At 63.9% G+C, this 23,673-nt stretch carries 24 protein-coding genes and 1 riboswitch; of the genes, 14 read left to right on the top strand and 10 right to left on the bottom strand.

Annotated elements, in window-relative coordinates:
• Positions 1-27 precede the first annotated feature (27 nt).
• The gene (locus tag ACQKPZ_RS15380; RefSeq protein ID WP_391131042.1) at positions 28-687 is read right to left on the bottom strand and encodes a class I SAM-dependent methyltransferase; all 660 of its coding nucleotides are present in this window, start codon (positions 685-687) and stop codon (positions 28-30) included.
• Positions 688-1,140: a YbaY family lipoprotein gene (locus ACQKPZ_RS15375; RefSeq protein ID WP_427539477.1), complete on the bottom strand. Its 453-nt coding sequence runs from the start codon at positions 1,138-1,140 to the stop codon at positions 688-690. It lies immediately after the preceding gene.
• Positions 1,141-1,246: 106 nt separating this feature from the next.
• On the opposite strand from ACQKPZ_RS15375, the gene nrdR reads away from it, so the two are divergent.
• The 12 genes from nrdR (at position 1,247) to ACQKPZ_RS15315 (ending at position 10,133) form a co-directional block, all read left to right on the top strand.
• Positions 1,247-1,711 carry a transcriptional regulator NrdR gene (gene nrdR, locus ACQKPZ_RS15370; RefSeq protein ID WP_009685710.1) on the top strand — a complete coding sequence of 155 codons (465 nt, stop codon included), beginning with the start codon at positions 1,247-1,249 and terminating at the stop codon, positions 1,709-1,711.
• A 2-nt stretch (positions 1,712-1,713) separates the two neighbouring features.
• The gene (ribD, locus tag ACQKPZ_RS15365; protein WP_427539474.1) at positions 1,714-2,844 is read left to right on the top strand and encodes a bifunctional diaminohydroxyphosphoribosylaminopyrimidine deaminase/5-amino-6-(5-phosphoribosylamino)uracil reductase RibD; all 1,131 of its coding nucleotides are present in this window, start codon (positions 1,714-1,716) and stop codon (positions 2,842-2,844) included.
• A gap of 42 nt (positions 2,845-2,886) precedes the next feature.
• Complete coding sequence (locus ACQKPZ_RS15360; protein ID WP_427539471.1) at positions 2,887-3,552, top strand: riboflavin synthase; 666 nt, start codon at positions 2,887-2,889, stop codon at positions 3,550-3,552.
• Positions 3,553-3,570: 18 nt separating this feature from the next.
• Positions 3,571-4,662 carry a bifunctional 3,4-dihydroxy-2-butanone-4-phosphate synthase/GTP cyclohydrolase II gene (gene ribBA, locus ACQKPZ_RS15355; RefSeq protein WP_391131030.1) on the top strand — a complete coding sequence of 364 codons (1,092 nt, stop codon included), beginning with the start codon at positions 3,571-3,573 and terminating at the stop codon, positions 4,660-4,662.
• A 91-nt stretch (positions 4,663-4,753) separates the two neighbouring features.
• Complete coding sequence (ribH, locus tag ACQKPZ_RS15350; RefSeq protein WP_391131027.1) at positions 4,754-5,230, top strand: 6,7-dimethyl-8-ribityllumazine synthase; 477 nt, start codon at positions 4,754-4,756, stop codon at positions 5,228-5,230.
• Positions 5,227-5,727 carry a transcription antitermination factor NusB gene (nusB, locus tag ACQKPZ_RS15345; protein WP_391131025.1) on the top strand — a complete coding sequence of 167 codons (501 nt, stop codon included), beginning with the start codon at positions 5,227-5,229 and terminating at the stop codon, positions 5,725-5,727. The genes ribH and nusB overlap by 4 nt, the downstream gene beginning before the upstream one ends.
• Before the next feature lie 18 nt (positions 5,728-5,745).
• Positions 5,746-6,714, top strand: a complete 969-nt coding sequence (gene thiL, locus ACQKPZ_RS15340; protein ID WP_427539468.1) for a thiamine-phosphate kinase — start codon at positions 5,746-5,748, stop codon at positions 6,712-6,714.
• Positions 6,711-7,214, top strand: coding sequence for a phosphatidylglycerophosphatase A family protein (locus tag ACQKPZ_RS15335; RefSeq protein ID WP_003255391.1), 504 nt, complete (start codon positions 6,711-6,713; stop codon positions 7,212-7,214). The genes thiL and ACQKPZ_RS15335 overlap by 4 nt, the downstream gene beginning before the upstream one ends.
• Before the next feature lie 15 nt (positions 7,215-7,229).
• Positions 7,230-7,973, top strand: a complete 744-nt coding sequence (locus tag ACQKPZ_RS15330; protein WP_427539465.1) for a substrate-binding periplasmic protein — start codon at positions 7,230-7,232, stop codon at positions 7,971-7,973.
• A 314-nt stretch (positions 7,974-8,287) separates the two neighbouring features.
• Positions 8,288-8,905 (top strand): GTP cyclohydrolase II, encoded by a 618-nt coding sequence (ribA, locus tag ACQKPZ_RS15325; protein WP_012270291.1) that lies wholly within the window; start codon positions 8,288-8,290, stop codon positions 8,903-8,905.
• On the top strand, positions 8,902-9,321 hold the full coding sequence (locus tag ACQKPZ_RS15320) for an MFS transporter (protein WP_427539462.1): 420 nt from the start codon (positions 8,902-8,904) through the stop codon (positions 9,319-9,321). Before ribA ends, ACQKPZ_RS15320 begins: the two co-directional genes overlap by 4 nt.
• A complete protein-coding gene (locus ACQKPZ_RS15315; protein WP_427539459.1) occupies positions 9,321-10,133 on the top strand; it encodes a cobalamin-binding protein in 813 nt (270 codons plus the stop codon). The genes ACQKPZ_RS15320 and ACQKPZ_RS15315 overlap by 1 nt, the downstream gene beginning before the upstream one ends.
• On the opposite strand, the gene ACQKPZ_RS15310 is transcribed toward ACQKPZ_RS15315, so the two are convergent.
• From ACQKPZ_RS15310 to ACQKPZ_RS15275, 8 genes are all read right to left on the bottom strand, one after another.
• Positions 10,111-11,982 carry a TonB-dependent receptor domain-containing protein gene (locus tag ACQKPZ_RS15310; protein WP_427539456.1) on the bottom strand — a complete coding sequence of 624 codons (1,872 nt, stop codon included), beginning with the start codon at positions 11,980-11,982 and terminating at the stop codon, positions 10,111-10,113. The two genes, ACQKPZ_RS15315 and ACQKPZ_RS15310, sit on opposite strands and share 23 nt — an antisense overlap.
• Before the next feature lie 122 nt (positions 11,983-12,104).
• Positions 12,105-14,000, bottom strand: coding sequence for a 1-deoxy-D-xylulose-5-phosphate synthase (dxs, locus tag ACQKPZ_RS15305; protein WP_427539453.1), 1,896 nt, complete (start codon positions 13,998-14,000; stop codon positions 12,105-12,107).
• A 191-nt stretch (positions 14,001-14,191) separates the two neighbouring features.
• Complete coding sequence (gene ispA, locus ACQKPZ_RS15300; RefSeq protein ID WP_427539450.1) at positions 14,192-15,079, bottom strand: (2E,6E)-farnesyl diphosphate synthase; 888 nt, start codon at positions 15,077-15,079, stop codon at positions 14,192-14,194.
• Positions 15,076-15,318 carry an exodeoxyribonuclease VII small subunit gene (locus tag ACQKPZ_RS15295; protein WP_003255380.1) on the bottom strand — a complete coding sequence of 81 codons (243 nt, stop codon included), beginning with the start codon at positions 15,316-15,318 and terminating at the stop codon, positions 15,076-15,078. Before ACQKPZ_RS15295 ends, ispA begins: the two co-directional genes overlap by 4 nt.
• 197 nt (positions 15,319-15,515) lie before the next feature.
• Entirely contained in the window at positions 15,516-16,166 is a 651-nt protein-coding gene (gene ribB / locus ACQKPZ_RS15290) for a 3,4-dihydroxy-2-butanone-4-phosphate synthase (protein ID WP_427539447.1), read from the bottom strand.
• A gap of 80 nt (positions 16,167-16,246) precedes the next feature.
• Positions 16,247-16,388, bottom strand: a riboswitch (FMN riboswitch).
• Between the two features lie 204 nt (positions 16,389-16,592).
• Positions 16,593-17,483 carry an alpha/beta hydrolase gene (locus tag ACQKPZ_RS15285; RefSeq protein ID WP_427539444.1) on the bottom strand — a complete coding sequence of 297 codons (891 nt, stop codon included), beginning with the start codon at positions 17,481-17,483 and terminating at the stop codon, positions 16,593-16,595.
• Between the two features lie 82 nt (positions 17,484-17,565).
• The gene (locus ACQKPZ_RS15280; protein ID WP_427539441.1) at positions 17,566-18,912 is read right to left on the bottom strand and encodes a HAMP domain-containing sensor histidine kinase; all 1,347 of its coding nucleotides are present in this window, start codon (positions 18,910-18,912) and stop codon (positions 17,566-17,568) included.
• Positions 18,912-19,604 carry a response regulator transcription factor gene (locus tag ACQKPZ_RS15275; RefSeq protein ID WP_427539437.1) on the bottom strand — a complete coding sequence of 231 codons (693 nt, stop codon included), beginning with the start codon at positions 19,602-19,604 and terminating at the stop codon, positions 18,912-18,914. Before ACQKPZ_RS15275 ends, ACQKPZ_RS15280 begins: the two co-directional genes overlap by 1 nt.
• Positions 19,605-19,786: 182 nt before the next feature.
• Here ACQKPZ_RS15275 and ACQKPZ_RS15270 point away from each other — a divergent pair, with 182 nt between their 5' ends.
• Together ACQKPZ_RS15270 and ACQKPZ_RS15265 are read left to right on the top strand one after the other, a co-directional pair.
• Complete coding sequence (locus ACQKPZ_RS15270) at positions 19,787-21,964, top strand: TonB-dependent siderophore receptor (RefSeq protein WP_427539434.1); 2,178 nt, start codon at positions 19,787-19,789, stop codon at positions 21,962-21,964.
• Between the two features lie 288 nt (positions 21,965-22,252).
• The gene (locus ACQKPZ_RS15265) at positions 22,253-23,473 is read left to right on the top strand and encodes a glycosyltransferase family 4 protein (protein ID WP_427539431.1); all 1,221 of its coding nucleotides are present in this window, start codon (positions 22,253-22,255) and stop codon (positions 23,471-23,473) included.
• Positions 23,474-23,673: the final 200 nt, after the last annotated feature.

The following is a 23,673-nucleotide window of genomic DNA, read 5'->3' as shown; positions in this document are numbered from 1 at the left end:
ACTCTCGCAAACTCATGTATGGCACCACTATAAGGCGTCGCGGCTGGCGTGGTACAGGCTGACCCGGCGGAATTCGTGCGGCTCGGCCAAGTCAGGCAAAGTCAGCGCTTCGAGCACGCCCAGTTGCCGGTACAGCGGGTGGCTGAAGTCGCGTACCCGCGAGTCGGCCACCAGTGCCTGGCGGCCACGGCCGAGGAAGGCATCCAGCAGCGGTAGGTTGGCGCGGTCGTACAGCACATCGGCAACCAGGATCAGGTCGAAGCGGTCGGCTTCGGCGAAGAAATCGCTGCTGTAGCTCAGCTCTACACCATTCAGTGCCGCATTGGCGCGGCAAGCATCAAGGGCCAATGGGTCGAGGTCGCAGGCCACCACCTCCAATGCGCCGGCGCGCGCGGCGGCAATGCCGGCGATACCGGAGCCGGCGCCAAAGTCCAGTACGCGCTTGCCGGCCACCCATTCCGGGCGCTCGGCCAGGTAGCGGGCCATGGCCAGGCCACTGGCCCAGCAAAAACTCCAGTACGGCGGCTCTTCAAGAATGCGCCGGGTCTCTTCGCTGCTGAAGGCGCGGTCCATGTTCTGGTCGTCGATCAGCCACAGCTTCAGGTTGCAGCCTGGAAGCTCGCTGACCACCAGCCGCGCTTCGCCGATCAGGCCGCTGAGGGCCTGTTGCAGGGCAAGCGGCGCCACTTAAGGCGCCTTCTCGAAACGAAGCGGGCCGGTGGCCTGGGTCTGGGCCTGGGTGATGCGCACGGGTGGCAAGTGCATGATCAGCTGGCCGGAGCTGCTGGCGCGGCCACGCAGCTCGACCCGCGCGCCGGCCGGGAAGGCCTCGGGGTTGAAGCGCAGGTGGTAGGGCAGGGCCTGGCCGGTGCCGGTCAGGTTGCTGCTGGCCAGCAGGCGTTGCGGGCGGTCGCGTTCGTCGATGACCAGCAAGGCCAGTTCCACGTCGGCGCCGGCCGGTATTTCCAGCAAGGTGCCGCTCAGTTCACGCTGGTAGGCCGGCAGCGGGCCCAGTACTTCGGCCGGTTTGGCCGAGCGGGTTGGCGCGGGCGCCGCGGGAGTATCGGTTTTCGGCCTGTCGCTGCCGCAGGCGGCGAGCAGGGCGGCGCAGCACAGCACGACGAGCGCTCGGTAGTGCATGGGGGAGTCCTTCACGGGCAGATTTCCCATGGATGTTAACCCCTTTGGCTTGTCTTGCCAGTGCAATGCGCTACCATGGCCCTCCCTTTTTTTGTTGCCTGCCACCATGCACTGTCCCTTTTGCGGTGCCAACGACACCAAGGTCATCGACTCTCGCCTCGTCGCCGAGGGCGAGCAGGTGCGCCGCCGCCGCGAATGCGTGGCCTGTGGCGAGCGCTTCACCACCTTCGAAACCGCCGAGCTGGTGCTGCCCCGGCTGATCAAGCAGGACGGCACACGCCAGCCCTTCGACGAAGACAAGCTGCGCGCCGGCATGCAACGGGCCCTGGAAAAGCGCCCGGTCAGTGTCGAGCGCCTGGAAGCGGCGCTGGCGCACATCAAAAGCCGCCTGCGCGCCACGGGTGAGCGCGAAGTGAAATCGCTGGTGGTGGGTGAAATGGTCATGGCCGAGCTGCGCAAGCTCGATGAAGTGGCCTATATCCGCTTTGCCTCGGTGTACCGGCGCTTCCAGGACCTGGACGAGTTCCGCGAAGAAATCGACCGCCTGGCCCGTGAGCCGGCTAAAGAGTGAACATGCCCAGCCAAGCCGCCATCCTTGACGCCCACTACATGGCCCGCGCACTGGAACTGGCGCGCAAGGGCCTGTACACCACCCACCCCAACCCACGCGTAGGCTGCGTGATCGTGCGCGATGGCGAAGTGGTCGGCGAAGGCTGGCACGTGCGCGCTGGCGAGCCGCATGCCGAAGTGCATGCCTTGCGCCAGGCCGGTGAACGGGCACGCGGCGCCTGCGCCTACGTCACCCTTGAGCCGTGCAGCCACCATGGCCGCACGCCGCCGTGTGCAGAAGCACTGGTCAATGCCGGCGTGGCGCGGGTAGTCGCCGCCATGCAGGACCCCAACCCGCAAGTGGCGGGGCAGGGCCTGCGGCGTTTGGCCGAGGCCGGCATCGAAGTGGCCAGCGGCGTGCTCGAAGCCGAGGCGCGGGCGCTCAACCCGGGCTTTCTCAAGCGCATGGAGCATGGCCTGCCGTTCGTGCGCGCCAAACTGGCCATGAGCCTGGATGGCCGCACCGCCATGGCCAGTGGCGAAAGCCAGTGGATCACCGGCCCGGCTGCCCGTTCGGCGGTGCAACGCCTGCGCGCCCGCTCCAGCGTGGTGCTCACCAGTGCTGCGAGCGTGCTGGCCGACAATGCACGCATGACCGTCCGTGGCGCCGAACTGGGCCTGGATGCCGAAACCACCACATTGGCACTCAGCCGCACGCCCCTGCGTGTGCTGGTCGATGGCCGTTTGCGCCTGCCCCTGGATGCGCCGTTCTTCCAGGCCGGCCCGGCACTGGTGGTGACCGCTGTCGCAGATGACCCGGGCTATGCCGCTGCCGGCCACGAGCTGCTCAGCCTGCCGGGCGACAATGGCCAGGTCGACTTGCCTGCGCTGCTGCAAGCCCTGGCAGCCCGCGGCGTCAACGAAATCCTGCTGGAAGCCGGTGCCGGCCTGGTCGGCGCCTTCGCCCGGCATGGCTTGGTCGACGAGTACCAGCTGTTCGTCGCCGGCACCTTCCTCGGCTCCAACGCCCGCCCGTTGCTGGACTGGCCGCTGGACAAGATGAGCGAAGCACCGCGGCTGAAAATTACCGAAATGCGCGCAGTGGGCGATGACTGGCGGGTCACAGCCATCCCCCTGCCGGCGCCCGGCGTATAATGCCGGGCTTGCCTTGCGCAAACCGTTTTTGAGGAAGACCCCATGTTCACCGGCATCATCGAATCCATCGGCACTATCCGCAGCCTCATCCCCAAGGGTGGCGACGTGCGCGTCTACGTCGAAACCGGCAAGCTCGACCTGGGTGACGTCAAGCTCGGCGACAGCATTGCCGTCAACGGTGTGTGCCTGACCGCCGTCGAACTGCCGGGCGACGGCTTCTGGGCCGACGTCAGCGTCGAAACCCTCAAGCGCACCGCGTTCATCGACCTCAAGAGCGGCAGCAAGGTCAACCTGGAAAAGGCCCTCACCCCTACCACCCGCCTGGGTGGTCACCTGGTCAGCGGCCATGTCGACGGGGTCGGCGAAATCATCTCGCGCAGCGATAACGCCCGCGCCATCCAGTTCCGGGTGCGTGCACCCAAGGAACTGGCCAAGTACATCGCCCACAAGGGTTCGATCACCGTCGACGGCACCAGCCTGACGGTCAATGAGGTCAATGGCGCCGAGTTCGAGCTGACCATTGTCCCGCACACCCTGTCCGAAACCATCATGGCCGACTACCGCGCAGGGCGTCGGGTAAACCTTGAGGTCGACCTGCTGGCCCGTTACCTGGAGCGCTTGCTGCTGGGTGACAAGGCCGCGGCACCGAGCAAGGGCAGTGGCATTACCGAAAGCTTCCTGGCCGCCAACGGCTTCTTGAAATCCTGATTGAGAAGGGGGTGCCGCGTGGCGCTCAACAGCATCGAAGAACTGGTCGAAGACATCCGCCAGGGCAAAATGGTCATCCTCATGGATGACGAAGACCGCGAGAACGAAGGCGATATCATCATGGCAGCCGAGTGCTGCCTGCCTGAGCACATCAACTTCATGGCCAAGCACGCCCGCGGCCTGATCTGCATGCCGATGACCCGCGAGCGTTGCGAAACGCTGAAGCTGCCACTGATGGCGCCGCGCAACGGCTCGGGCTTCGGCACCAAGTTCACTGTGTCGATCGAAGCCGCCGAAGGCGTCACCACCGGCATTTCCGCCGCCGACCGCGCCCGCACCGTGCAGGCTGCGGCTGCCAAGGATGCCAAGGCCGATGACATCGTCAGCCCCGGCCATATCTTCCCGCTGATGGCCCAGCCTGGCGGTACCCTGGCCCGCGCCGGCCACACCGAAGCTGCCTGCGACCTGGCGCGCATGGCCGGTTTCGAGCCAAGCGGCGTGATCTGCGAAGTGATGAACGACGACGGCACCATGTCGCGCCGTGCCGAGCTGGAAGTGTTCGCCGCCGAGCACGGCCTGAAAATCGGCACCATCGCCGACCTGATCCACTACCGCATGATCCACGAGCGCACCGTGCAGCGCGTTTCCGAACAGCCGGTGGAAAGTGAGCTGGGTGAATTCAACCTGGTCACCTACCGCGACGCGGTGGAAGGCGACGTGCACATGGCCCTGACCCTGGGCAAGATCTGCGCCGAAGAGCCGACCCTGGTGCGTGTGCATAACATGGACCCGTTGCGCGACCTGCTGCTGGTCAAGCAACCCGGCCGCTGGAGCCTGCGTGCGGCCATGGCCGCCGTGGCCGAGGCCGGCAGCGGCGTGGTATTGCTGCTGGGTCACCCGCTGGACGGCGATGTGCTGCTGGCGCATATCCGTGAAAGCGCGGGCGATGCACCGGCCAAGGCACCGACCACCTACAGCACCGTGGGTGCTGGTTCGCAGATCCTGCGGGACCTCGGTGTGCGCAAGATGCGCCTGATGAGTTCGCCGATGAAGTTCAACGCGATATCCGGATTCGATCTGGAAGTTGTAGAATACGTGCCCTCCGAGTGACTTGAGGCGGCATTGACGCCCTCTGCTCGAGTCCAGACCCCTGTCGAGGCCGCTTGTATGCGGCCTCGCTCTTGAAGATGAGAATATCGGAATGACCCTGAAGACCATCGAAGGTACCTTCATCGCCCCCAAAGGTCGCTATGCTTTGGTGGTTGGCCGCTTCAACAGCTTCGTTGTCGAAAGCCTGGTAAGCGGTGCCGTTGATACCCTGGTTCGCCACGGTGTCAGCGAAAGCGACATCACCATCATCCGTGCCCCAGGTGCGTTCGAAATCCCGCTGGTAGCACAGAAGGTCGCCCAGCAAGGCGCCTACGACGCGATCATCGCCCTGGGCGCCGTGATCCGTGGTGGTACCCCGCACTTTGAATACGTGGCAGGCGAATGCACCAAGGGCCTGGCCCAGGTGTCCATGGAGTTCGGTGTTCCGGTGGCCTTCGGCGTGCTGACCGTCGACTCCATCGAGCAAGCCATCGAGCGTTCCGGCACCAAGGCTGGCAACAAAGGCGGTGAAGCTGCCCTGTCCGCCCTGGAAATGGTCAGCCTGCTGGCGCAGTTGGAGGCCAAGTGATTAGCGACGAAAGCGATCGTTTCAACCCGCGCGATCAAAAACCTGCGGATGCCGGCAAGCCCTCGAAGAGCGCCAAGCGCCGCGAAGCCCGCAAGCTCGCGACCCAGGCCCTCTACCAGTGGCACATGGCCCAGCATTCGTTGAACGAGATCGAAGCGCAGTTCCGGGTCGATAACGATTTCACCGATGTCGACGGTGCCTACTTCCGCGAGATCCTGCATGGGGTTCCGGCAATCAAGGGCGAAATCGACAAGGCGCTGGTGCCTTGCATGACCATCGCACTGGAAGAGCTCGACCCGGTCGAACTGGCCGTGCTGCGCCTGTCCACCTGGGAACTGATCAAGCGCGTCGATGTGCCGTACCGCGTTGTGATCAACGAAGGTGTGGAACTGGCCAAGGTCTTCGGTGCCACCGATGGCCACAAGTTCGTCAACGGTGTGCTGGACAAGCTCGCCCCGGCCCTGCGTGAAGCAGAAGTCAAGGCGAACAAGCGCTGATTCCGGCGCTAGCTGCCCATGGGTGAGTTCGAGCTGATCAACCATTACTTCGCCGCCGCGCCCTGTGCGCAGGGCGGCGAGGGCGTGGCCCTGGGGATCGGCGACGACTGCGCCCTGCTGCAGCTGCCTCCCGGTGAGCAACTGGCGGTGTCGACCGACACCCTGGTGGCCGGGGTGCATTTTCCCACTGTTTGCGACCCGCTGCTGCTTGGCCAGCGTTCGTTGGCCGTGGCCGCCAGTGACCTGGCCGCCATGGGCGCGACTGCGATCGGCTTCACCCTCGCCCTGACCCTGCCTGACGTTGGCCCCGACTGGCTGGCGGCCTATGCCGATGGCCTCAGCCGCATGGCCCACTGTTGCCGCATGAGCCTGATCGGGGGGGACACCACCCGGGGCCCGCTGAGTATCACCATTACCGTGTTCGGCCGCGTGCCAGCAGGCCAGGCGTTGCGCCGTAGTGGTGCTCGGCCGGGCGACTTGTTGTGCGTCGGTGGTGTACTTGGCAAGGCGGCCGGCGCGTTGCCGCTGGTGTTGGGCGAACGCGAGGCGCCTGCCGGGCAGGCCGAACCGCTGCTGGCCCATTACTGGTCGCCAATGCCGCAGCTCACCCTTGGCGCGCTGCTGCGTGGCCGGGCCACGGCGGCGCTGGATATCTCCGATGGCCTGCTCGCTGATTGCGGGCATATCGCCAAGGCGTCCGGCGTGGCGCTGGAGGTGAACCTGGCCCAGGTGCCAGTGTCTCCTGCTGTAGAGGCGTTCCTTGGGCGTGAAGCAGCGGTGCAGGCCGCCCTTGCTGGCGGCGACGATTACGTACTGGCCTTCACACTGGCGCCTGAGGCGCTTGCGCCGTTGGCTGACCTTGGTTTCATCGAGGTGCATACCATTGGCCGTGTGCTCGAAGGGCAGGGCGTGACCTTGCGCGACGCTCAGGGCCAGGACATCACCCCCGTTCAGCGGGGCTATCAACACTTTAGGGAGACACCGTGACCGATCACCCCAATCAGGTGCCTGCGGAGTTCGTTCCGCCTTCGGTCTGGCGCAACCCGTGGCACTTCATCGCGTTCGGCTTCGGTTCGGGCACCTTGCCCAAGGCCCCGGGTACCTGGGGCTCGCTGGTAGCGATACCGTTCATCCCGTTGTGGCAGATGCTGCCCGACTGGGGTTACTGGCTGTTGCTCGGCGTCAGCATGCTGTTTGGCTTCTGGCTGTGTGGCAAAGTCGCCAATGACTTGCGCGTACACGATCATGAAGGCATTGTCTGGGACGAGATTGTCGGCATGTGGATCACCCTCTGGCTGGTGCCGGAAGGCTGGCAGTGGTTGCTGGCGGGGTTCCTGATGTTCCGCTTCTTCGACATCCTCAAGCCATGGCCGATCCGCTGGATCGACCGCCATGTGCACGGGGGCGTCGGCATCATGCTCGACGATATCCTGGCCGGCGTATTTGCCTGGCTGGGCATGCAGGTTCTGGTGTGGGCGGTTGCCTGAACAAGGAGCGCGTGAATGGCCATAAGGACTGTGCTGCTGGCAATGCTGTTGAGCGTTGCACCATGGGTGACAGCTGCTGACGGTGTGCCAAAGCAGATACACCTGGTCAGTGAAGAATGGCTCGACTATACCAACGCCGACGGTACCGGGGTGGCCTGGGACGTACTGCGCAAGGTGTTCGAACCGGCCGGGGTCAAGGTGGTGACCCAGAGTGCGCCCTACAGCCGGGCAGTCGGTTTGGTGAAACGGGGCGAGGCGGATGCCTGGGTGGGCTCGTACAAGGACGAGAACGAAGACAACCTGTACCCGCGTTGGCACTTCGACATGGACCATATCTACGCCTTGGGGCTGGCCAGCAAGCCAGTGCCCACCCCGGAGAATGTGGGCAAGTATCGCCTGGCCTGGGTACGCGGCTACGACTACGGCAGCTACCTGCCCAATGTGCATGACTTCCGGGAAGTCCAGCGGCGCGAGGGCATCTTGCCGATGCTTGAGCATGACCGGGTGGACTTCTATATCGATGCGTTGACCGAGGTCGACTACGTGCTCGGCCAGAGCACCCAGCCTGAGCGCTTCCGCCGTACGCATGTGGCCGAGTTGCCGTTGTACCTGGCCTTTACCCGTAACGCCGAGGCCAAAGCCCTGAGCGACCTGTTCGACAAACGCATGGCCGAACTGGTGCGCAGTGGCGAGCTGAAGCCGATTTTCGAGCATTGGAAGCAGCCGTATCCGTTCACGGCGGACAGCAAGCCCCATTAAACAGACATTCATGCGGCATGGCGCAGTTCCCTGTGGGAGCGGGCGCGCCCGCGAATCAGGCAGCGCAGTGGATGGCACCGGCTTTGCCGGTGTTCGCGGGCAAGCCCGCTCCCACAGAGGTTCGCGCCAGCTTTTAGAAATTGAGCAAGACAGTTCTCCCACAGGGATTCGTGCAGGTCTGAGAGCCGAACAACCATCTCAACTAAGCATCGAACTTTTCGATCTTAACCCACCGTATTCAGCCAGCCCACATGGCGCAACCTGCTGATACAATCGGCCCACGAGAAATTTTCAACTTATTCCAGGAGCACAACGTGCCCGTCGTCTTTGTTGCCGCCTCTAAACTCCCGACTCCCTTTGCGACCTTCACCATGCATGGCTTCCTCGACGAAGCCACTGGCCGTGAGCACGTAGTGCTCAGCCTGGGTGACATCGCGGACGGCCAGCCGGTGCTGGGGCGCCTGCACTCCGAGTGCCTGACCGGCGATGCCCTGTTCAGCCAGCGCTGCGACTGCGGTTCGCAGCTGGAAGCCGCATTGCAGGCCATTGCCCGTGAAGGCCGTGGCGTATTGCTTTACCTGCGTCAGGAAGGCCGCGGCATTGGCCTGTTGAACAAGATCCGCGCCTACGAGCTGCAGGATGGTGGTGCCGATACTGTCGAAGCCAATGAACGCCTGGGCTTTGCCGCCGACCAGCGTGACTACGCCATGTGCCTGCCGATGCTGGAGCACCTGGGTGTGAAATCGCTGCGCCTGATGACCAACAACCCGCGCAAGGTCAAAGCCCTGACCGACATGAACATCGTGGTTGCCGAACGTGTGCCGCTGCATACCGGTCACAACCCGCACAACCGCTACTACCTGGCGACCAAGGCCGGCAAACTGGGCCACATGCTCGGCAACGAACACCAGGGCGAGGCGCCGCAGGCGTGACCCGCGCCGAGGTCAAGCGGCGCCTGGCACTGGCCTGGTGGCAATACCTGGCGGTAGGCCTTGTACCGTTGCCGGTTATGGCCTGGGCATTTGGTGGTGGTGACGCATTGATCCCGGTGTTGGCCATGCCGCTGTTCATCGCTGGCGCGGCGACCATGTTCCTCAGCCTGCCGCGCTTCGGTGCCTACAAGCGGGCGTTGATCGCTACCTCCAAGGTGCTGGGCAGCGCTGAAGAGCCTGCTGCCTGGATCGAGCTGGCACGGGTACGGCGCATGGCCATGCTATACGCCTGCTTCCCGGCCTGGGTCGCTGCACTGTCGGTGCTGGTCGGCCTTGAGGCGGTGCCGCAAATCCTGCTGGCACTGTCTACCGTGGTGGTGCTGTACCTCTATCGCATTCCGCGCCAGCTCGGCTGATGCGCCTGCTGCCAGGCCTGCTGGCGCTGTTCGCCTGCACCGCGCTGGCCGCTGACCCCCTGCGGGTGGTCAGCCTGGCGCCCTCGATGACTGAAATCATGCTCGAACTGCAGGCCGACGACCTGCTGGTGGGCGTACTCGACGGTGGCGAGCGGCCGGCAGCGCTGCGCGACCTGCCCTCGGTCGGGCATCAGGGGCAACTGAACATGGAGCGCCTGCTCAGCCTGCACCCCGACTTGCTGCTGCTCTGGCCGGGCAGCGTGCCACCTGCCCAGCGCGACCAGCTCAAGCGCCTGGGCATCGCCACATTCAGTGCAGAACCCCATGACATCGACCAGTTGATCGCGCAGATCGAAGCCATCGCCGAGCGTATCGGCCGTGCCGAACAAGGCCATCAGTACGCCCAGGGCCTACGGGCACGGCTGCGGCAGTTGCGCGAACAGTACCGGCGTGAAGAGCCCTTGCAGGTGTTCTATCAGGTGTGGGACCAGCCGTTGTACACCCTGGGTGGCCGGCAGGTGGTGAGCGATGCCTTGGTCGTGTGCGGGGCGCGCAATGTGTTCGCCGACCTCAGCCAACCGGCGCCGCAGGTGAATGTGGAGTCTGTGCTGCTGCGCAACCCGCAGGTCATCCTGGCTGGCGATCAAGCGCAGTTGGCGAGCTGGAAGGCCTGGCCGCAACTGCGAGCGGTTGCCGATGGCCGTTTGCTGGTGGTGCCCGACAAAGGCCTTGAGCGGCCCAGCGGGCAGATGATCGAAGCCACCGCCCGCTTGTGCGCGTTGCTTGCGGCTAAAGCGCCGGCGTCCAGGTAACGCTGAACAACAGCGTGCGGCCTTCCTCTCGGTAGGGGTGGTAGTCACCCTCGTAGCTGTAAAGGGCGCGGCTCTGAGTGTGGTCCAGCAGGTTATCCAGCTTCGCTTCCAGTTTCAGCTCATCCGTGGCTGCCCAGCCACCGCGCAAGCCAAGCACGCCGTAACCGCCGATGCGGTTGCGGTTCGCCTCATCGTCATAGCTGCCGCTGACCGCTTGCCAGCTTGCCCCCACGGTAAAGCGCCCCAGTTCACGGTCCAGGTCCAGGCTCAATGTGCGGCGGGCACGGCGGGCGAGGGTGTGCCCGCTGTCGCGGTCACGCGGGTCGATCATTGCCAGACCCAGCTGGCTGTGCCAGGCGCCCCATTGTTGCGCCAAGGCCATTTCGAAGCCGTTGATACGCGCCGAGGCGACGTTGCGAGGTATCGAGTCCTGGCCAAACACGATCGCATCGCGCAGGTCGGTGCGGTACAACGAGGTTTCCAGGCGGCTGTCCGCCGTCAGCTGGCTACGCCATTGCAGCTCGTAACTTCTGGAGTGCTCGGGGTCCAGGTCCGGGTTGCTGAACTGGGGGTAATACAGGTCATTGAAGGTCGGCGCCCGGAAGCCTTCGCTGTAGGACAGCAGCACATCGTTCTGCGCGTTCAACGGTACGGTCAGGCTGCCGCTCCAGGTGGTCTGGCCGCCGAATTGCTGGTTACGGTCATGGCGCACGCCCACTTCGGTGGAAAACTGCTCGCCTTGGTAACGATGCTGGACGAAGACGGCACGGTTCCAGCGGCTGTCTTCGGTGAAGTCGGTGCTGGCGTGCACACGGTCTTCATACCAGTCGCCCCCCAGCAGCAGGCTGTGATGCTCGCCCAATGCCAGGTCGTTCTGCCAGGTGACCTGATCACGGTAGGTATTGAACACGAAGCGTTCGGCGCTGAGCTTGTCGCGCTTGTCGTCGCGGTTCTCGCTGTGGGCCAGTTCCAGTCGCGAATGCCAGGCGTCGGTGAGTTGGGCATCGAAGTAGCTGCCCAGGCTGCTGACGCTGAAATCGGTGTATGGCTTTTGCCCGAAGCTTTCGAAGGTGACCGGGTCGAAGCCACCGAACGGGTTGTCGTACTCGCTGCGGCCACGGCTGTCGAGCAGGTTCAGGCCGGCCTCGAAGCGTTCGCCGAAGGTATGGCTCAGGCTCAGGTTCAGCGACTTGTTGCGATAGGCATCGTGGTCGCCATCGCTGGCGAAGGACGGCCCGGTCGAGTCGATGCCGGCAGTTTCATCCAGGCTGGCGCCAAGGTTGAACCGGGTTTGGCCATCACCTCCAGAAAGCCCAAGGCTGCGCTGGAACGTCTGGTTGCTGCCCGCCGCCAGGCGCAGGCGGGGCTGCAGGCCGGGACCGTTGCTGCGGCGGGTGAAGATCTGGATCACCCCGCCAATGGCGTCGCTGCCATACACCGCCGAGCGCGAGCCGCGCAGTACTTCGACCCGTTCGATCTGGTCCACGTCGAGAAACTGCAGGCCGCTGTCGCCGGACGTGGCGTTGGCAATGCGCACGCCATCGACCAGCACCAGGCTTTGTGCGGCCTTGGTGCCACGGATGAAGATGCCGGGCAGGCTGCCACGGCCACCGGTAGGCGCCACTTGCACGCCAGGTACGCGGCTGAGCAGGTCGGTGACGCTGGTGGGTTGCAGGCGGTCGATGTCGGTACGGGTGAAGGCGGTATTGGCGGCGCTGGTGGCAGAGCGCGACTCGACCTGGCGGCTGGCGCTGATCAGTACGTCGGGGAGCTTGAGGGCGTCGTCTCGTTCGGCGGCCAGTAGCGGCAGCGGGAGGCAGAGCAGGGTGGCAAAGGCTGGGGATTTCATCAGTAGTACCATTTTGCGAGGGCTGCGCCCTCGATCGCGACACAAGGCCGCTCCTACAGGAATGCGCGTTCCTGTGTAGGAGCGGCCTTGTGTCGCGATGGGCCGCAAAGCGGCCCCAAAATTTACAGGCCGAGCTTGGCCATGCGGGCCTTTACCGAAGCCTCGATCCCGGCCGCATCCAGCCCACACTCGGCCAGCATTTGCGCAGGCTTGGCATGCTCGACATAGATGTCGGGCAAGCCCAGGTGCAGCAGTGGCTTGAGCACTGCCTGGCCGGCCAGGAACTCACCCACCGCTGCACCCGCGCCACCCATGATGGCGTTCTCTTCAATGGTCACCAGCAGCTCATGACTGCCAGCCAGCTCCAGCACCAACGCTTCGTCCAATGGTTTGACGAACCGCATGTCGACCACCGTGGCATTGATCTGCTCGGCCACCTGCATGGCCTCGGCCAGTTGCACGCCAAACACCAGCAGGGCGACTTTCTCGCCTTGGCGGCGAACCACGCCCTTGCCGATTTCCAGCGGCTCAAGGTCGCCGCTGATCGGCGCATTCGGGCCGGTGCCACGCGGGTAGCGCACGGCTGCCGGGCCGTTGTAGAGGTGGCCGGTGCTGAGCATCTTGCGCAGCTCGTTCTCGTCGCTAGGGGTCATCACCAGCATGCCCGGGATGCAGCGCAGGTACGACAGGTCGTAGCTGCCCGCGTGGGTCGGGCCGTCTTCGCCGACCAGGCCGGCACGGTCGATGGCGAACAGCACGTCGAGGTTCTGTACCGCCACATCGTGGATCAGCTGGTCATAGGCGCGTTGCAGGAACGTGGAGTAGATCGCCACCACCGGCTTGCTGCCCTCGCAGGCCATGCCGGCCGCCAGGGTCACGGCATGCTGCTCGGCAATCGCCACGTCGAAGTAACGCTCCGGGTAGCGCTCGCTGAAGTCGACCAGGTCCGAACCTTCCTTCATCGCCGGGGTAATACCCACCAGGCGGTTGTCGGCGGCGGCCATGTCGCACAGCCACTGGCCGAACACGGCGGAATACTTCGGCCCGCTGGCTTTTTTCGGCGCGGCAGGCTTGTCGGCCGGCTCCAGCTTGGTGATGGCGTGGTAACCGATCGGGTCGACTTCGGCCGGAGCGAAGCCCTTGCCTTTCTTGGTCACCACGTGCAGGAACTGCGGGCCTTTCAGGTCGCGCATGTTGCGCAGGGTGGCGATCATGGTCGGCAGATCGTGGCCGTCGATCGGGCCAATGTAGTTCCAGCCCAGCTCTTCGAACAGCGTACCCGGCACCAGCATGCCCTTGGCGTACTCTTCGGTGCGGCGGGCAATTTCCCAGGCGCCGGGCAGGCGCGACAGCACCTTCTTGCTGCCCTCGCGCATGCTCGCGTAGGTGCGGCTGGAGAGGATCTTGGCCAAGTAGTTGGACAGGCCGCCGACATTGCGCGAAATCGACATGTCGTTGTCGTTGAGGATCACCAGCATGTCGGCGTTGACTTCCTGGGCGTGGTTCAACGCCTCGAAGGCCATGCCGGCAGTCAGCGCGCCATCACCGATCACCGCGATCGACTTGCGAGCGCTGTTTTGCAGGCGGGCGGCAATGGCCATGCCCAGCGCGGCACTGATCGAGGTGCTGGAGTGGCCGACGCCAAAGGTGTCGTACTCGCTCTCGCTGCGGCGCGGGAAGGCGGCGATGCCGTCTTTCTGGCGCAGGCTGAGCATACGGTTACGGCGCCCGGTGAGGATCTTGTGCGGGTAGGCCTGGTGGCCCACGTCCCACACCAGTCGGTCGTCCGGGGTGTCGAACACGTAGTGCAGGGCGATGGTCAGCTCGATTACGCCCAGGCCGGCACCAAAATGCCCACCGGTCTGACCCACGGTGTAGAGCAGTTCCTGGCGCAGTTCGTCGGCCAGGGTCTCCAGGTCGGCTTCGGCCAGCCGGCGCAGGCCAGCGGGCGTGTCAGCGCGGTCGAGCAACGGCGTGACCGGGCGTTCGCGGGGGATCTCTTGAAACGTCGTGGGCATCAGGCGAGTCGTTATAGGTGTGTGAAGACGCGGCAGTTTACCCCATTGTAGGAAATACTGCCCATTCAGACGGGTGTTGCAGCCCTTCGCGGGCACGCCCGCTCCCACAGGAGCCTCACTGGCCTTGAGTGCTGTGAAACCTTGTGGGAGCGGGCGTGCCCGCGAAGGGCCGCACAGCGGCCCCAATCAAATCAGTTGCGGCGTTCGACGATGTAACGCGCCAGCGCCCGCAGCGGTTCGGCCTTTTCACCGAACCCATCCAGTGCGACCAGCGCCTGGTCGCGCAGTTCGCTGGCATAGGCCTTGGCCGCTTCCAGCCCCAGCAGTGCCGGGTAGGTGGGTTTGTCACGAGCTATGTCAGCACCCTGGCGTTTGCCCAGGGTAGCGGTATCGCTTTCCACGTCGAGGATGTCGTCCTGTACCTGGAATGCCAGGCCGATGGCCTGTGCATACACCTGCAAGGCATCCAGCTGCGCCTGCTCGGCACGGGCACTGGCCAGGGCACCGAGACGTACGCTGGCTTCGATCAGCGCGCCGGTTTTGTGCCGGTGCATGAATTCCAGTGCCTGCTGGTCCAGCTTCAGCCCCACCGAGCCGAGGTCGATGGCCTGGCCGCCGACCATGCCTGCCGGGCCGGCAGCTTTCGCCAAGGCCTGGACCATGGCCAGGCGAATGCTGTCGGCCTGCGGGCTCAGGCGTGGGTCGAGCAGGGCGCTGAACGCCAGGCTTTGCAGGCCGTCGCCCGCGAGGATGGCGCAGGCCTCGTCGAACGCTTTGTGGGTAGTAGGCTGGCCGCGACGCAAGTCGTCGTCGTCCATGGCCGGCAGGTCGTCATGCACCAGCGAATAAGCGTGGATCAACTCGACCGCGCAGGCCGCGCCGTTGGCGTGTTCGGCTGGGGCACCCAAGGCTTCGCAGGCCGCATAGGCCAGCAATGGGCGTACACGCTTGCCGCCGTTCATCACGCTGTAGCGCATGGCGGCGTAAAGGCGTTGCAGCTCTTTGGATGGGGCGACGAACAGCGGTTCGAGGGCAGCGTCGACCCGCGCCTGGCAATTGGCCTGGTAGGTGCCGATCATGCTTCCGGCTCCGCGTCGAAGGGCTGTGCAGCCAGCTCACCATCACGCTCCAGCAGGATTTGCACCTTCTGTTCGGCCTGGGCCAGGGCACCCTGGCAATCACGGGTCAGGGCGATGCCTTGCTCGAAGGCGGCCAGCGACTCTTCCAGCGACAACTCGCCGTTCTCCAGGCGCTCGACCAGTGCTTGCAGGTCTGCGAGGGATTGCTCGAAATCGAGGGAGGCTTTTTTGCGGGCCATGGCGACTGTCTCGGTGGCATTCAGAACGGCGCGACACTAGCAGAGCGGGGCGGGGGGAGCAAACTTCAGGGGCATTGAGATGGGTTTGAAGGGCCCTTTCGCGGGCTCGCCCGCTCCCACATGTACACCATAGGTCTTGAAGGTGGTGATGTACCTGTGGGAGCGGGCAAGCCCGCGAATGGCCGAGAGGTGGTCTATCAGGCAGGCTCTGCTTGCCGCTCCACCATTGCCTCACGGTACCGCGCCAGTTCCTCGATGGTCAGCACCGGCAAATTGTACTGCCGCGCATACACCGCTACCTGCTCGCCACGGGCCATGCTGCCATCGGGGTTCATCAGCTCGCACAGCACCGCAGCCGGTCGCAGGCCTGCCAGGCGGGCGAGGTCCACCGAGCCTTCGGTGTGCCCACGACGGGTCAGTACCCCGCCATTGAGGGCGCGCAGCGGGAACACATGCCCCGGGCTGACGATATGGCGCTGTTCGGCGCTGGAGCGCAATGCCGCGCCAATGGTGGTGATGCGGTCCTGGGCGCAAACGCCGGTGGTGATACCTTCGGCCGCCTCGATGGTGACGGTAAAGCCAGTGCCGTGGCGGGCCTGGTTGTTCTGCACCATGGGCGCCAGCTGCAACGCGTCGACGGTGGCTTCGTCCAGGCACAGGCACACGATGCCGCTGCAATCGCGAATCATCATGGCCATGGTCTGCAGCGTGATGTTCTCGGCGGCGGCAATGATGTCTGCTTCGTCCTCGCGGTCGTCATCGTCGAGCAACAGCACAGGGCGCCCGGCCTTGAAGGCGGCGATGGCAGCGGAAACATTGGGGTATTGCGGGTGTTGAAGGGTGGACATGAAACGCTCCTCGTGAATGATCGATGAACGTCTCGGGGCGAACAAAATGCGCGCGCAGGGGCGCCCGAATGGCCCCTGCCTGACGCCTTCTTTCATCCGGACTATGACCGTCGGCTCTGGAGTTGCACCAGATCTGCTGACCCCCGGCATGGCCGGGGCGCTCGCGGGCTCATCTTTCGATTTACCGCCGGTGGGGACTTTCACCCCGCCCTGAAGACCGGCCAAGCATACCGCACAGGGCTACCCTGTTTGCAACCCGTGGCCCTACGACCTTTGGCTACGGCAGGTCGTGGGTGAAAGGCTGACAAGCGTGCTGCCTGTGCGGGCCCCTTCGCGGGCACGCCCGCTCCCACAGATACAGCGTGAACTCAAGGGCAGCGCAGGGCCTGTGGGAGCGGGCATGCCCGCGAAGAGGCCCGCACAGGCTTACCGCGACATCCCTTCAATCACCCGCTTCAACGAAGCCGGCAACATCGGCCCATGCCCCAACCCGGCAAACCGCTCGAACCGCACCTGCAACCCTGGCACCCTGGCCAGGTCTGTCACCAGCTCACGTGCCGGCCGCTCCCCATCCCCTTGCACCGGCATGCGCGGGTTCGCCGGCTCATCACCGCCACGCATCAGCAACAACCGCGGTCGGCTGCTTCCCAAGCGCTGCTCAAGCCCCTGCGCCTCGCTCACGATTGCGCCGTCATGCCACCACAGCGAAGGGCTTGCCGCCGCATAATCACTGAATGCCCCGGGGCGGGTGAACAGCGCATGCAGCACAGCCAACCCACCGTAGGAATGGCCCCACAGCGTCTGCCGTTGCACGTCGATGGGGGCCAGCCCGGCCACCATCGGCCGCATGCGTTCGGTCAGCAGGTCAAGAAACGCGTCCACGCCACCGCTGGGCTCCCCGGTCAGTGGGTCACGTTGTTCCGCCTGCCCAGGTAATGCCGGGGTGTAGTCATAGGTACGCCCGGTGCGCTCGATACGCTGTTCGGTCTGGTACCCCACGGCCACCAGCAGGGGCGCCTGGCCGGCGGCGAGCTTGTCCAGTTGCTGGCTGTCCAGCGCGCCGATCGCGGCATTGCCATCAAGCATCCACAGCACCGGGTACCCCGATGCTGGCGCCGGGAGGTTTGGCTGGCCGACCCACAAGCGGTAATGGCGTTTGCCGTCGGCCGAGTCCAGGTCGAGTTGGGTGAAGCGGTAGGCCAGGTCCTGGCGTTGCAGCAGCGAGGTGTCCATCTTCTGGTTTCGCTCGGGCTGCGCCAGGGCAACAGGCGCAGCGAGGGCCAGTGCCAAAGCCAGTGTCAGGGTCATCTTGCTCATCAGGCGTCTCGTCAGGGCTTTGCGAGGGGCGCAAGGCTGTAGCGCCCAGATGATAATCACTCCTGATTGAGCGTAAAGCGCATTAACTTTCTAAACAGTGCCGGGCGGCGGGCAGGGTCAAATGCAGGCACAGGCCAGGGTGGCCATTGCTGGCCCACAACCGGCCACCTTGCAGTTCGATGGCGCGGCGAGCGATGGCCAGGCCAAGGCCGAAGCCAGCGCCGCTGTCGGCCAGGCGCTGGTAAGGCTTGAAGATGCGTTCGAGGTCGGCGTGCGGTACGCCGGGGCCCTGGTCGCTCAGGCGCAGGTGCCATACGTCGCCTTCACGCCAGCCATCCAGGCTGACCCGGCCCTCGGCCGGTGAGTGGCGAATGGCATTGCGCAGCAGGTTTTCCAGGGCCTGGGCGAGGCTGTCCAGATGAACCTGCACCAGGCAGTCGGTGCCCAGCGAGCATGGCAGGCGTGCAGGATCCCAGCGGCTTTCGAAGCAGACGTCCTGGCACAGGGCTTCCCAGACGGAAACCATCAAGACCGGCTCGGTCGGCAAGCTGGGCTGCTCGGTGTCCAGCCAGGCCAGGTCCAGCGTGTCTTCCAGCAGCTTCTGCATGTCGGCCACTTCGCGGTCCAGGCGCTCGCGCAACTGTGGCGGCGGCAAATCGCTGTCATGGGCAATGCGCAGCCGCGCAAGCGGCGTGCGCAGTTCGTGCGACAACGTGCGCAGCAGCAGGCGCTGTTGCTCCAGGCTCTGGCGCAGGCGCCCGGCCATGTGTTCAAAGGCTTGTGCCAGTTCACCCAGTTCATCGCGGCGCTCCTGCAGGGGCAGGGCGGGGCTGTCCAGGTCATCGGCCCGCAGGGCGTCGGCGCGGTCGCGCAGGCGGTTGAGCGGCACCACCAAATGCCGGTACAGCGCCAGGCCCAGCAGCAGCGCGAGCAGCGCAGGGGCAACGCCGTGGGTGACCACATGGGTCCATGGCGTCAGGCCGGTGGGCAGCAGGCGTTCGGGCAGTTGCAGTACCAGGCGGCCGTGCTCGGGGTGTTGCGGGAATTCGATGCTGACGTATGGCAGTTCATCTTGCAGGCGTCGGCTCATTGGCCAATCGAGTTTGCGCATGAAGGTCAGGTGGCTGGCCTGCCCGGCGCTCAGCGGCGTGGTGCCAAGGCTTTGCAAGTGCGGCCCGATAACGGCCACCCAGGTGTCCTCGGCTTGTTCCAGTTGCCTGCGCCAGGTCTCGACGCCCACTGCACCACCTTGCTCCCAGGCGGCTTCAGCTTGTTGCGCATAGCGCGCCAGGTAGGCCTGGTCGGCCTGGGACAGGAAATAGGTGCTGCGCTCCACCGACAGGCCCCATGTCCAGATCAGCCAGACCAGCAACAGGCAGAAGCTGACCTGCAGCACGGCCAGTTTCCACAACAACGGGTGGCGACGCATCAGGGCTGCTCCGCGTCGACCAGGATGTACCCCTGACCGCGTACAGCCTGGATCTGCAGGTGCTGGGCGTTGATGTCGGCCAGTTTGCGACGCAGGTTGCACACATGCACATCCAGGCCCCGGTCCAGGCGGGTATAGGCCCGGTGCAGCACGGTCTGGTAGAGGAATGGCTTGCTCAAGGCTTCGCCGGGATGCGCCCGCAGCGTTACCAGCAAGCGGAACTCGGAAGCGGTAAGGCCCGCGGCACTGCCGTTGTGGATAACGTCCTGGCGGTCGTGGTCCAGCATCACCTTGCCGACGTCGGCCCGCAGTGCCGTGCCGCGATCGAAGGCCACGCGCCGCAGCAAGGCATCGACCCGTGCGTCCAGTTCCGCCAGGCTAAAGGGCTTGGGCAGGTAGTCGTCCGCACCCCGGGTAAAGCCGCTGATGCGGTCCTGCTCGGCCCCCAGTGCCGACATCAGCATGACCGGCACTGCCTGTTGCCGGCGCAGCTCGTCGAGCAGACTAAGGCCGTCCATGCCTGGCAGCATGATGTCCAGCAGCACCAGATCGAACTGCGATTGCCGTATGGCATTCAGGGCCTGTGTGCCGCTGGCGCAAGCGTGAACCTGAAAGCCTCGGTTGAGGAAATGGCGTTCCAGGTCCTGACGCAGGCTTGCGTCGTCTTCGGCAAGGAGGAGTGAGGTGGGCACGGCGAGCCTTGAATGAGAATTTGTATCAGTTACGAATCATCCCATTGCGGGTGGGGAGAGGGCAACGCCTCGATGTGTTAAGAAGGTTAATGATGCTGCACCCCCGTTTTTCCTCCGGTATCGTTCGCAAAAAGCAACTTGTTTCGTTTGCGAATTAATATCATTTGGGCGAAGGGTGTGTCATGACCGGTTTCAAACGTGTGGGGAGCCCGCGACGGGTACGGGGCTTGCTGGTGCTGGGGTTGCTGGCGCCGTTTTCGTTGTCGGCACTGGCCGAAACGGTAGCGACCCAGGCGGCAGCCGAAGACAGCTCACTCGACCTGCCGGCATTGACCATCGAAGGTAATCGCCTGTACGACATGCTGCCCTCGGAAGCGACCGGTGGCTACAGTGTCGATGCCGCGACCGTGGGCACCAAGACGCCTGCGGCGCTGAAGGACATCCCGCAATCGATCACCGTTTACACCCAGGACTACGTCAAGGACCGCCAGTTCGTGCACCTGGATGACCTGGCCAAATACACTGCCGGCCTGCGCACCCTGACCAATGACAGTGGCCGTTCGTCGATCTACGCCCGTGGCTACGAGTACAGCGAGTTCAACATCGATGGCCTGCCGGCCCCCATGGCCAGCATTTTCGGCACCGTGCCGTCGCTGGCGGCGTTCGACCGTGTCGAAATCATGCGCGGCCCGGCCGGGCTGTTCAGCAGCACCAGTGAACTGGGTGGCATCGTCAACATGGTGCGCAAGCGCCCGACCGCCGAGTTCCAGGGCCACGTCGAAGGCAGCTACGGCACCTGGGACACTAACCACGAAGAAATCGACCTGAGCGGGCCGCTGGATGACGCCGGCCGCGTGCGCGGGCGTTTCATCGCGTCCCGTGACGACTCCAATGGCGAAGTCGATTACAACGCCAACACCAGCAACAGCTACTACGGTGCGCTGGATGTCGACCTGGATGACGCCACCACGCTGTCGTTCGGCCTGATGCACGAAGTGAAGAACATCACCCCGCACAACGGCTACCCGGCAACCCTGTCTGGCGACGTACCCGACTTCAGCCACTCGCGCTTCCTGGGTGCGGACTGGAACTACTTCGACGGCAAGACCACCGACCTGGTCGCCGAGCTGACCCACCGCTTCGACAACGGCGGTTATGGCCGTGTCGCCGCCCGTGGTTCGCACCGCGACACCAACTACCTGTACGCCTTCACTGCAACCAACGCCACTACCGGTGCCAACTCCGAGCGCGCCAGCGCCCGTGACTTTACCCAGGACACCTACTCGCTGGACGCCAGCTACAGCCAGCCGTTCGAAGCGCTTGGCCAGGTCAGCGAATTCGTGGTCGGCACCGACTACAAGAACTACGACACCGAGTACCTGAACGGCACCACCAACCTGGGCGCCATCAACGTCAACACCTACTCGCCCAAGCAGTTCGCCAAACCGTCGCCCAACTACAGCACCGAGACCGGCATGCAGGAAGAGGAATACGGCCTGTATTCCAAAGTCACCTTCCGCCCGATCGAGCGCCTGGCGCTGATCGCCGGTGGCCGGTTCAGCTGGTATCGCGGTGATTTCTACACCACCACCCTGAGCAGCGGTGCTACCACCAACGACAGCAAGCGCGTGGATGGCCACTTCACCCCGTATGGCGGCCTGGTCTACGACCTGACCGAGAACCACGCGTTGTACGCCAGCTACTCGCAGGTGTTCAAACCGCAGTCCGACACCGACAGCAACGGCCGGGTGCTGAAGCCGCGTGAAGGCGAGCAGTACGAATTCGGCCTCAAAAGCAGCTACTTCGGCGGCGACCTCAACACCCGCTTCTCGGTGTTCCGCCTGACCGACAAGAACCGCGCCACCACCGAATATGACGAAGATGGCGTAGACACCAACTTCTCGGTTGCCTCCGGCAAAACCCGCGTCAAGGGTGCCGAAGTGGAAGTGAGCGGCAAGCTCACGCCGAACTGGGAACTGCTGGCCGGCTACACCTGGATGGAAACCGAAACCCTCAAGGGTGATGCCGAAACCACGTTCTTCATCATGCCGCGCAACCAGGCGTCGCTGTGGAGCAAGTACACCATCAGCCAGGGCCCGCTGACCGGCCTGGCCATTGGCGGCGGCGTATCGGCAATGAGCACCTTCTATTCCGAGAATGGCGGCGTGCGCATCGATGCACCGGGCTATGCCACGGTGGACGCGATGCTGTCGTACCCGGTTACCCCGAAGCTGACGGCCACCTTCAACGTCAACAACCTGTTCGACCGGGACTACCTGTCGCGGGTGGGGTCGACGTCGACATTCAATTTCTATGGGCCATCACGCAGCATGATGGTTGGGGCGCGGTATGACTTCTGACAGCCGACGCTGAACAGACCTGGCTCCAGGCGGTTGAGTGTTTTCAGGAGATTGAATAATGAAAACAAAGGCTTGTATCAGCCGCATGGCGCCATGACAAATTTTTGCCGCTTGGCGTGTGCAATCGGCAAACGCGCACTAGAGTTAATGCCCAACGGAGCGCTTGCTGTGTAGGCAGGAGGTCTGCAAGGACGCTGGAACGTTGTTGAGATGGACGGCTGGTATTGAGGAGTAAGCCCCATGTAGACAATGAAATCGAGAGTGTCCTGGCATCCCTGCGAGGGGAATATGATTGAAGACCCATACATCCTGTTCACCCGAATTCCTGTTGTCGTAGACCAGCAAGGCAATGTGTTCACAGACCCCCTGTGGGTCAAAGACATAGCGCTGCATCTGGGCTACATAAAGCACTTCAGCATGTGCTGCCCTGTAGAGCGCGACGGCAGCATTGACGGGCTGCAAAGCATCAGTCATCTGGATATAAAACGGATTTACGGGTTGCGCAAAGACTATGGGCTTGCGTCAGTCCTGAAGAATTTCATTCCGAATTTCATCACCGTTTTCATCGCCTGCAAGCGCGCCAGGATCGTTCATTCGGACGGGGCCGGTTGGGCATTCCCCTTGTCCTTCTATGTGTTGCCGCTCAAGCCGTTCTTGCGCTTTCAATGGGTGATTGTCATAGAGTCTTCGTTCTGGATGCTGGCTCAGGGGCAGGCGCGAACCCTCAGGGCAATCATCGAACACCATGTACACACCGTGTTGTTGAAGCGCTGTGTGAAGCTGGCGAATGCCAGAATATTTACCCAGTCCTTCTACAAGGACTATTTTCTGGGGCGTACCAACAGCCGCACGTTGATCAACCCGGCCAGCTGGCTCGATAAAAAGTTCATGGCGGCCCCCGAAACCGTCAGAAAACGATTCGAAGCCAGGCGTGGCCGTGCAGTCCACTTGCTTTACCCGTCACGTCTCGTGCTGGATAAAGGTGTTCTGGTAGTGCTTGAAGCCATTGAGCAACTGGAGGTCGAAGGCGTTGATATCACCATCACCCTTATGGGAGAGGGTGATTTGAAAGCACACTGCCTGCGCTTTGCCGCTGAAAAGCGTGGCGGCGTCCAGGTGAGCTTCCTGAACGCAGTTGATTATGGCAAAGACTTTTTCAGCATCATTGCCCAGCACGACTGGCTATTGGTGCCGACATTGAAGCAGGAACAGCCCCGCATCATTTTTGACGCGTTCAGCCAGGGCGTTCCCGTCATCGGTTCCGACACCTGCGGGGTGCTGGACATCACGAGCGAGCACAACGCGTTGACGTTTGAAACCGGGAACCCGTCCAGTCTGGCAGAGCGCATTCGTTATGTTGCCCGGCATCCCGAGCTGGCGTTGGAAATGGGGCTCGCCGGGCTGGATTATGCGTCGGGGAAAACTCACTTGCAGATGCATCAAGTGCGCGAGGAGTTCCTCAAGAGCAGCTTGGTGCTCTCTGCCAGCCCGCGCGCCGAACATGACTGACGACGTGCCTGCCGATCAGCGACTGATAACCACTTGCCCACCACCCTGTCGAACCTGCAGCCGACATTTCTGCGGGCATTAAAAAGCCGGCTTGTGGCCGGCTTCTCGGGGACGCTTCCGACTAATTTATGGTAAGCCGCAATCGCCTTAACTGTGTGGCCATCAAGGGCCTGAAAGAGATGGCAGACACCCGTGTGGGA

It is taken from the genome of Pseudomonas sp. NPDC089547 (genome assembly GCF_050280665.1).
In the GTDB taxonomy this organism is placed as follows: Bacteria; Pseudomonadota; Gammaproteobacteria; order Pseudomonadales; family Pseudomonadaceae; genus Aquipseudomonas.
The sequence above is the reverse complement of the archived record's forward strand: the minus strand, read 5'-3'. Positions and strand labels throughout refer to the sequence as shown.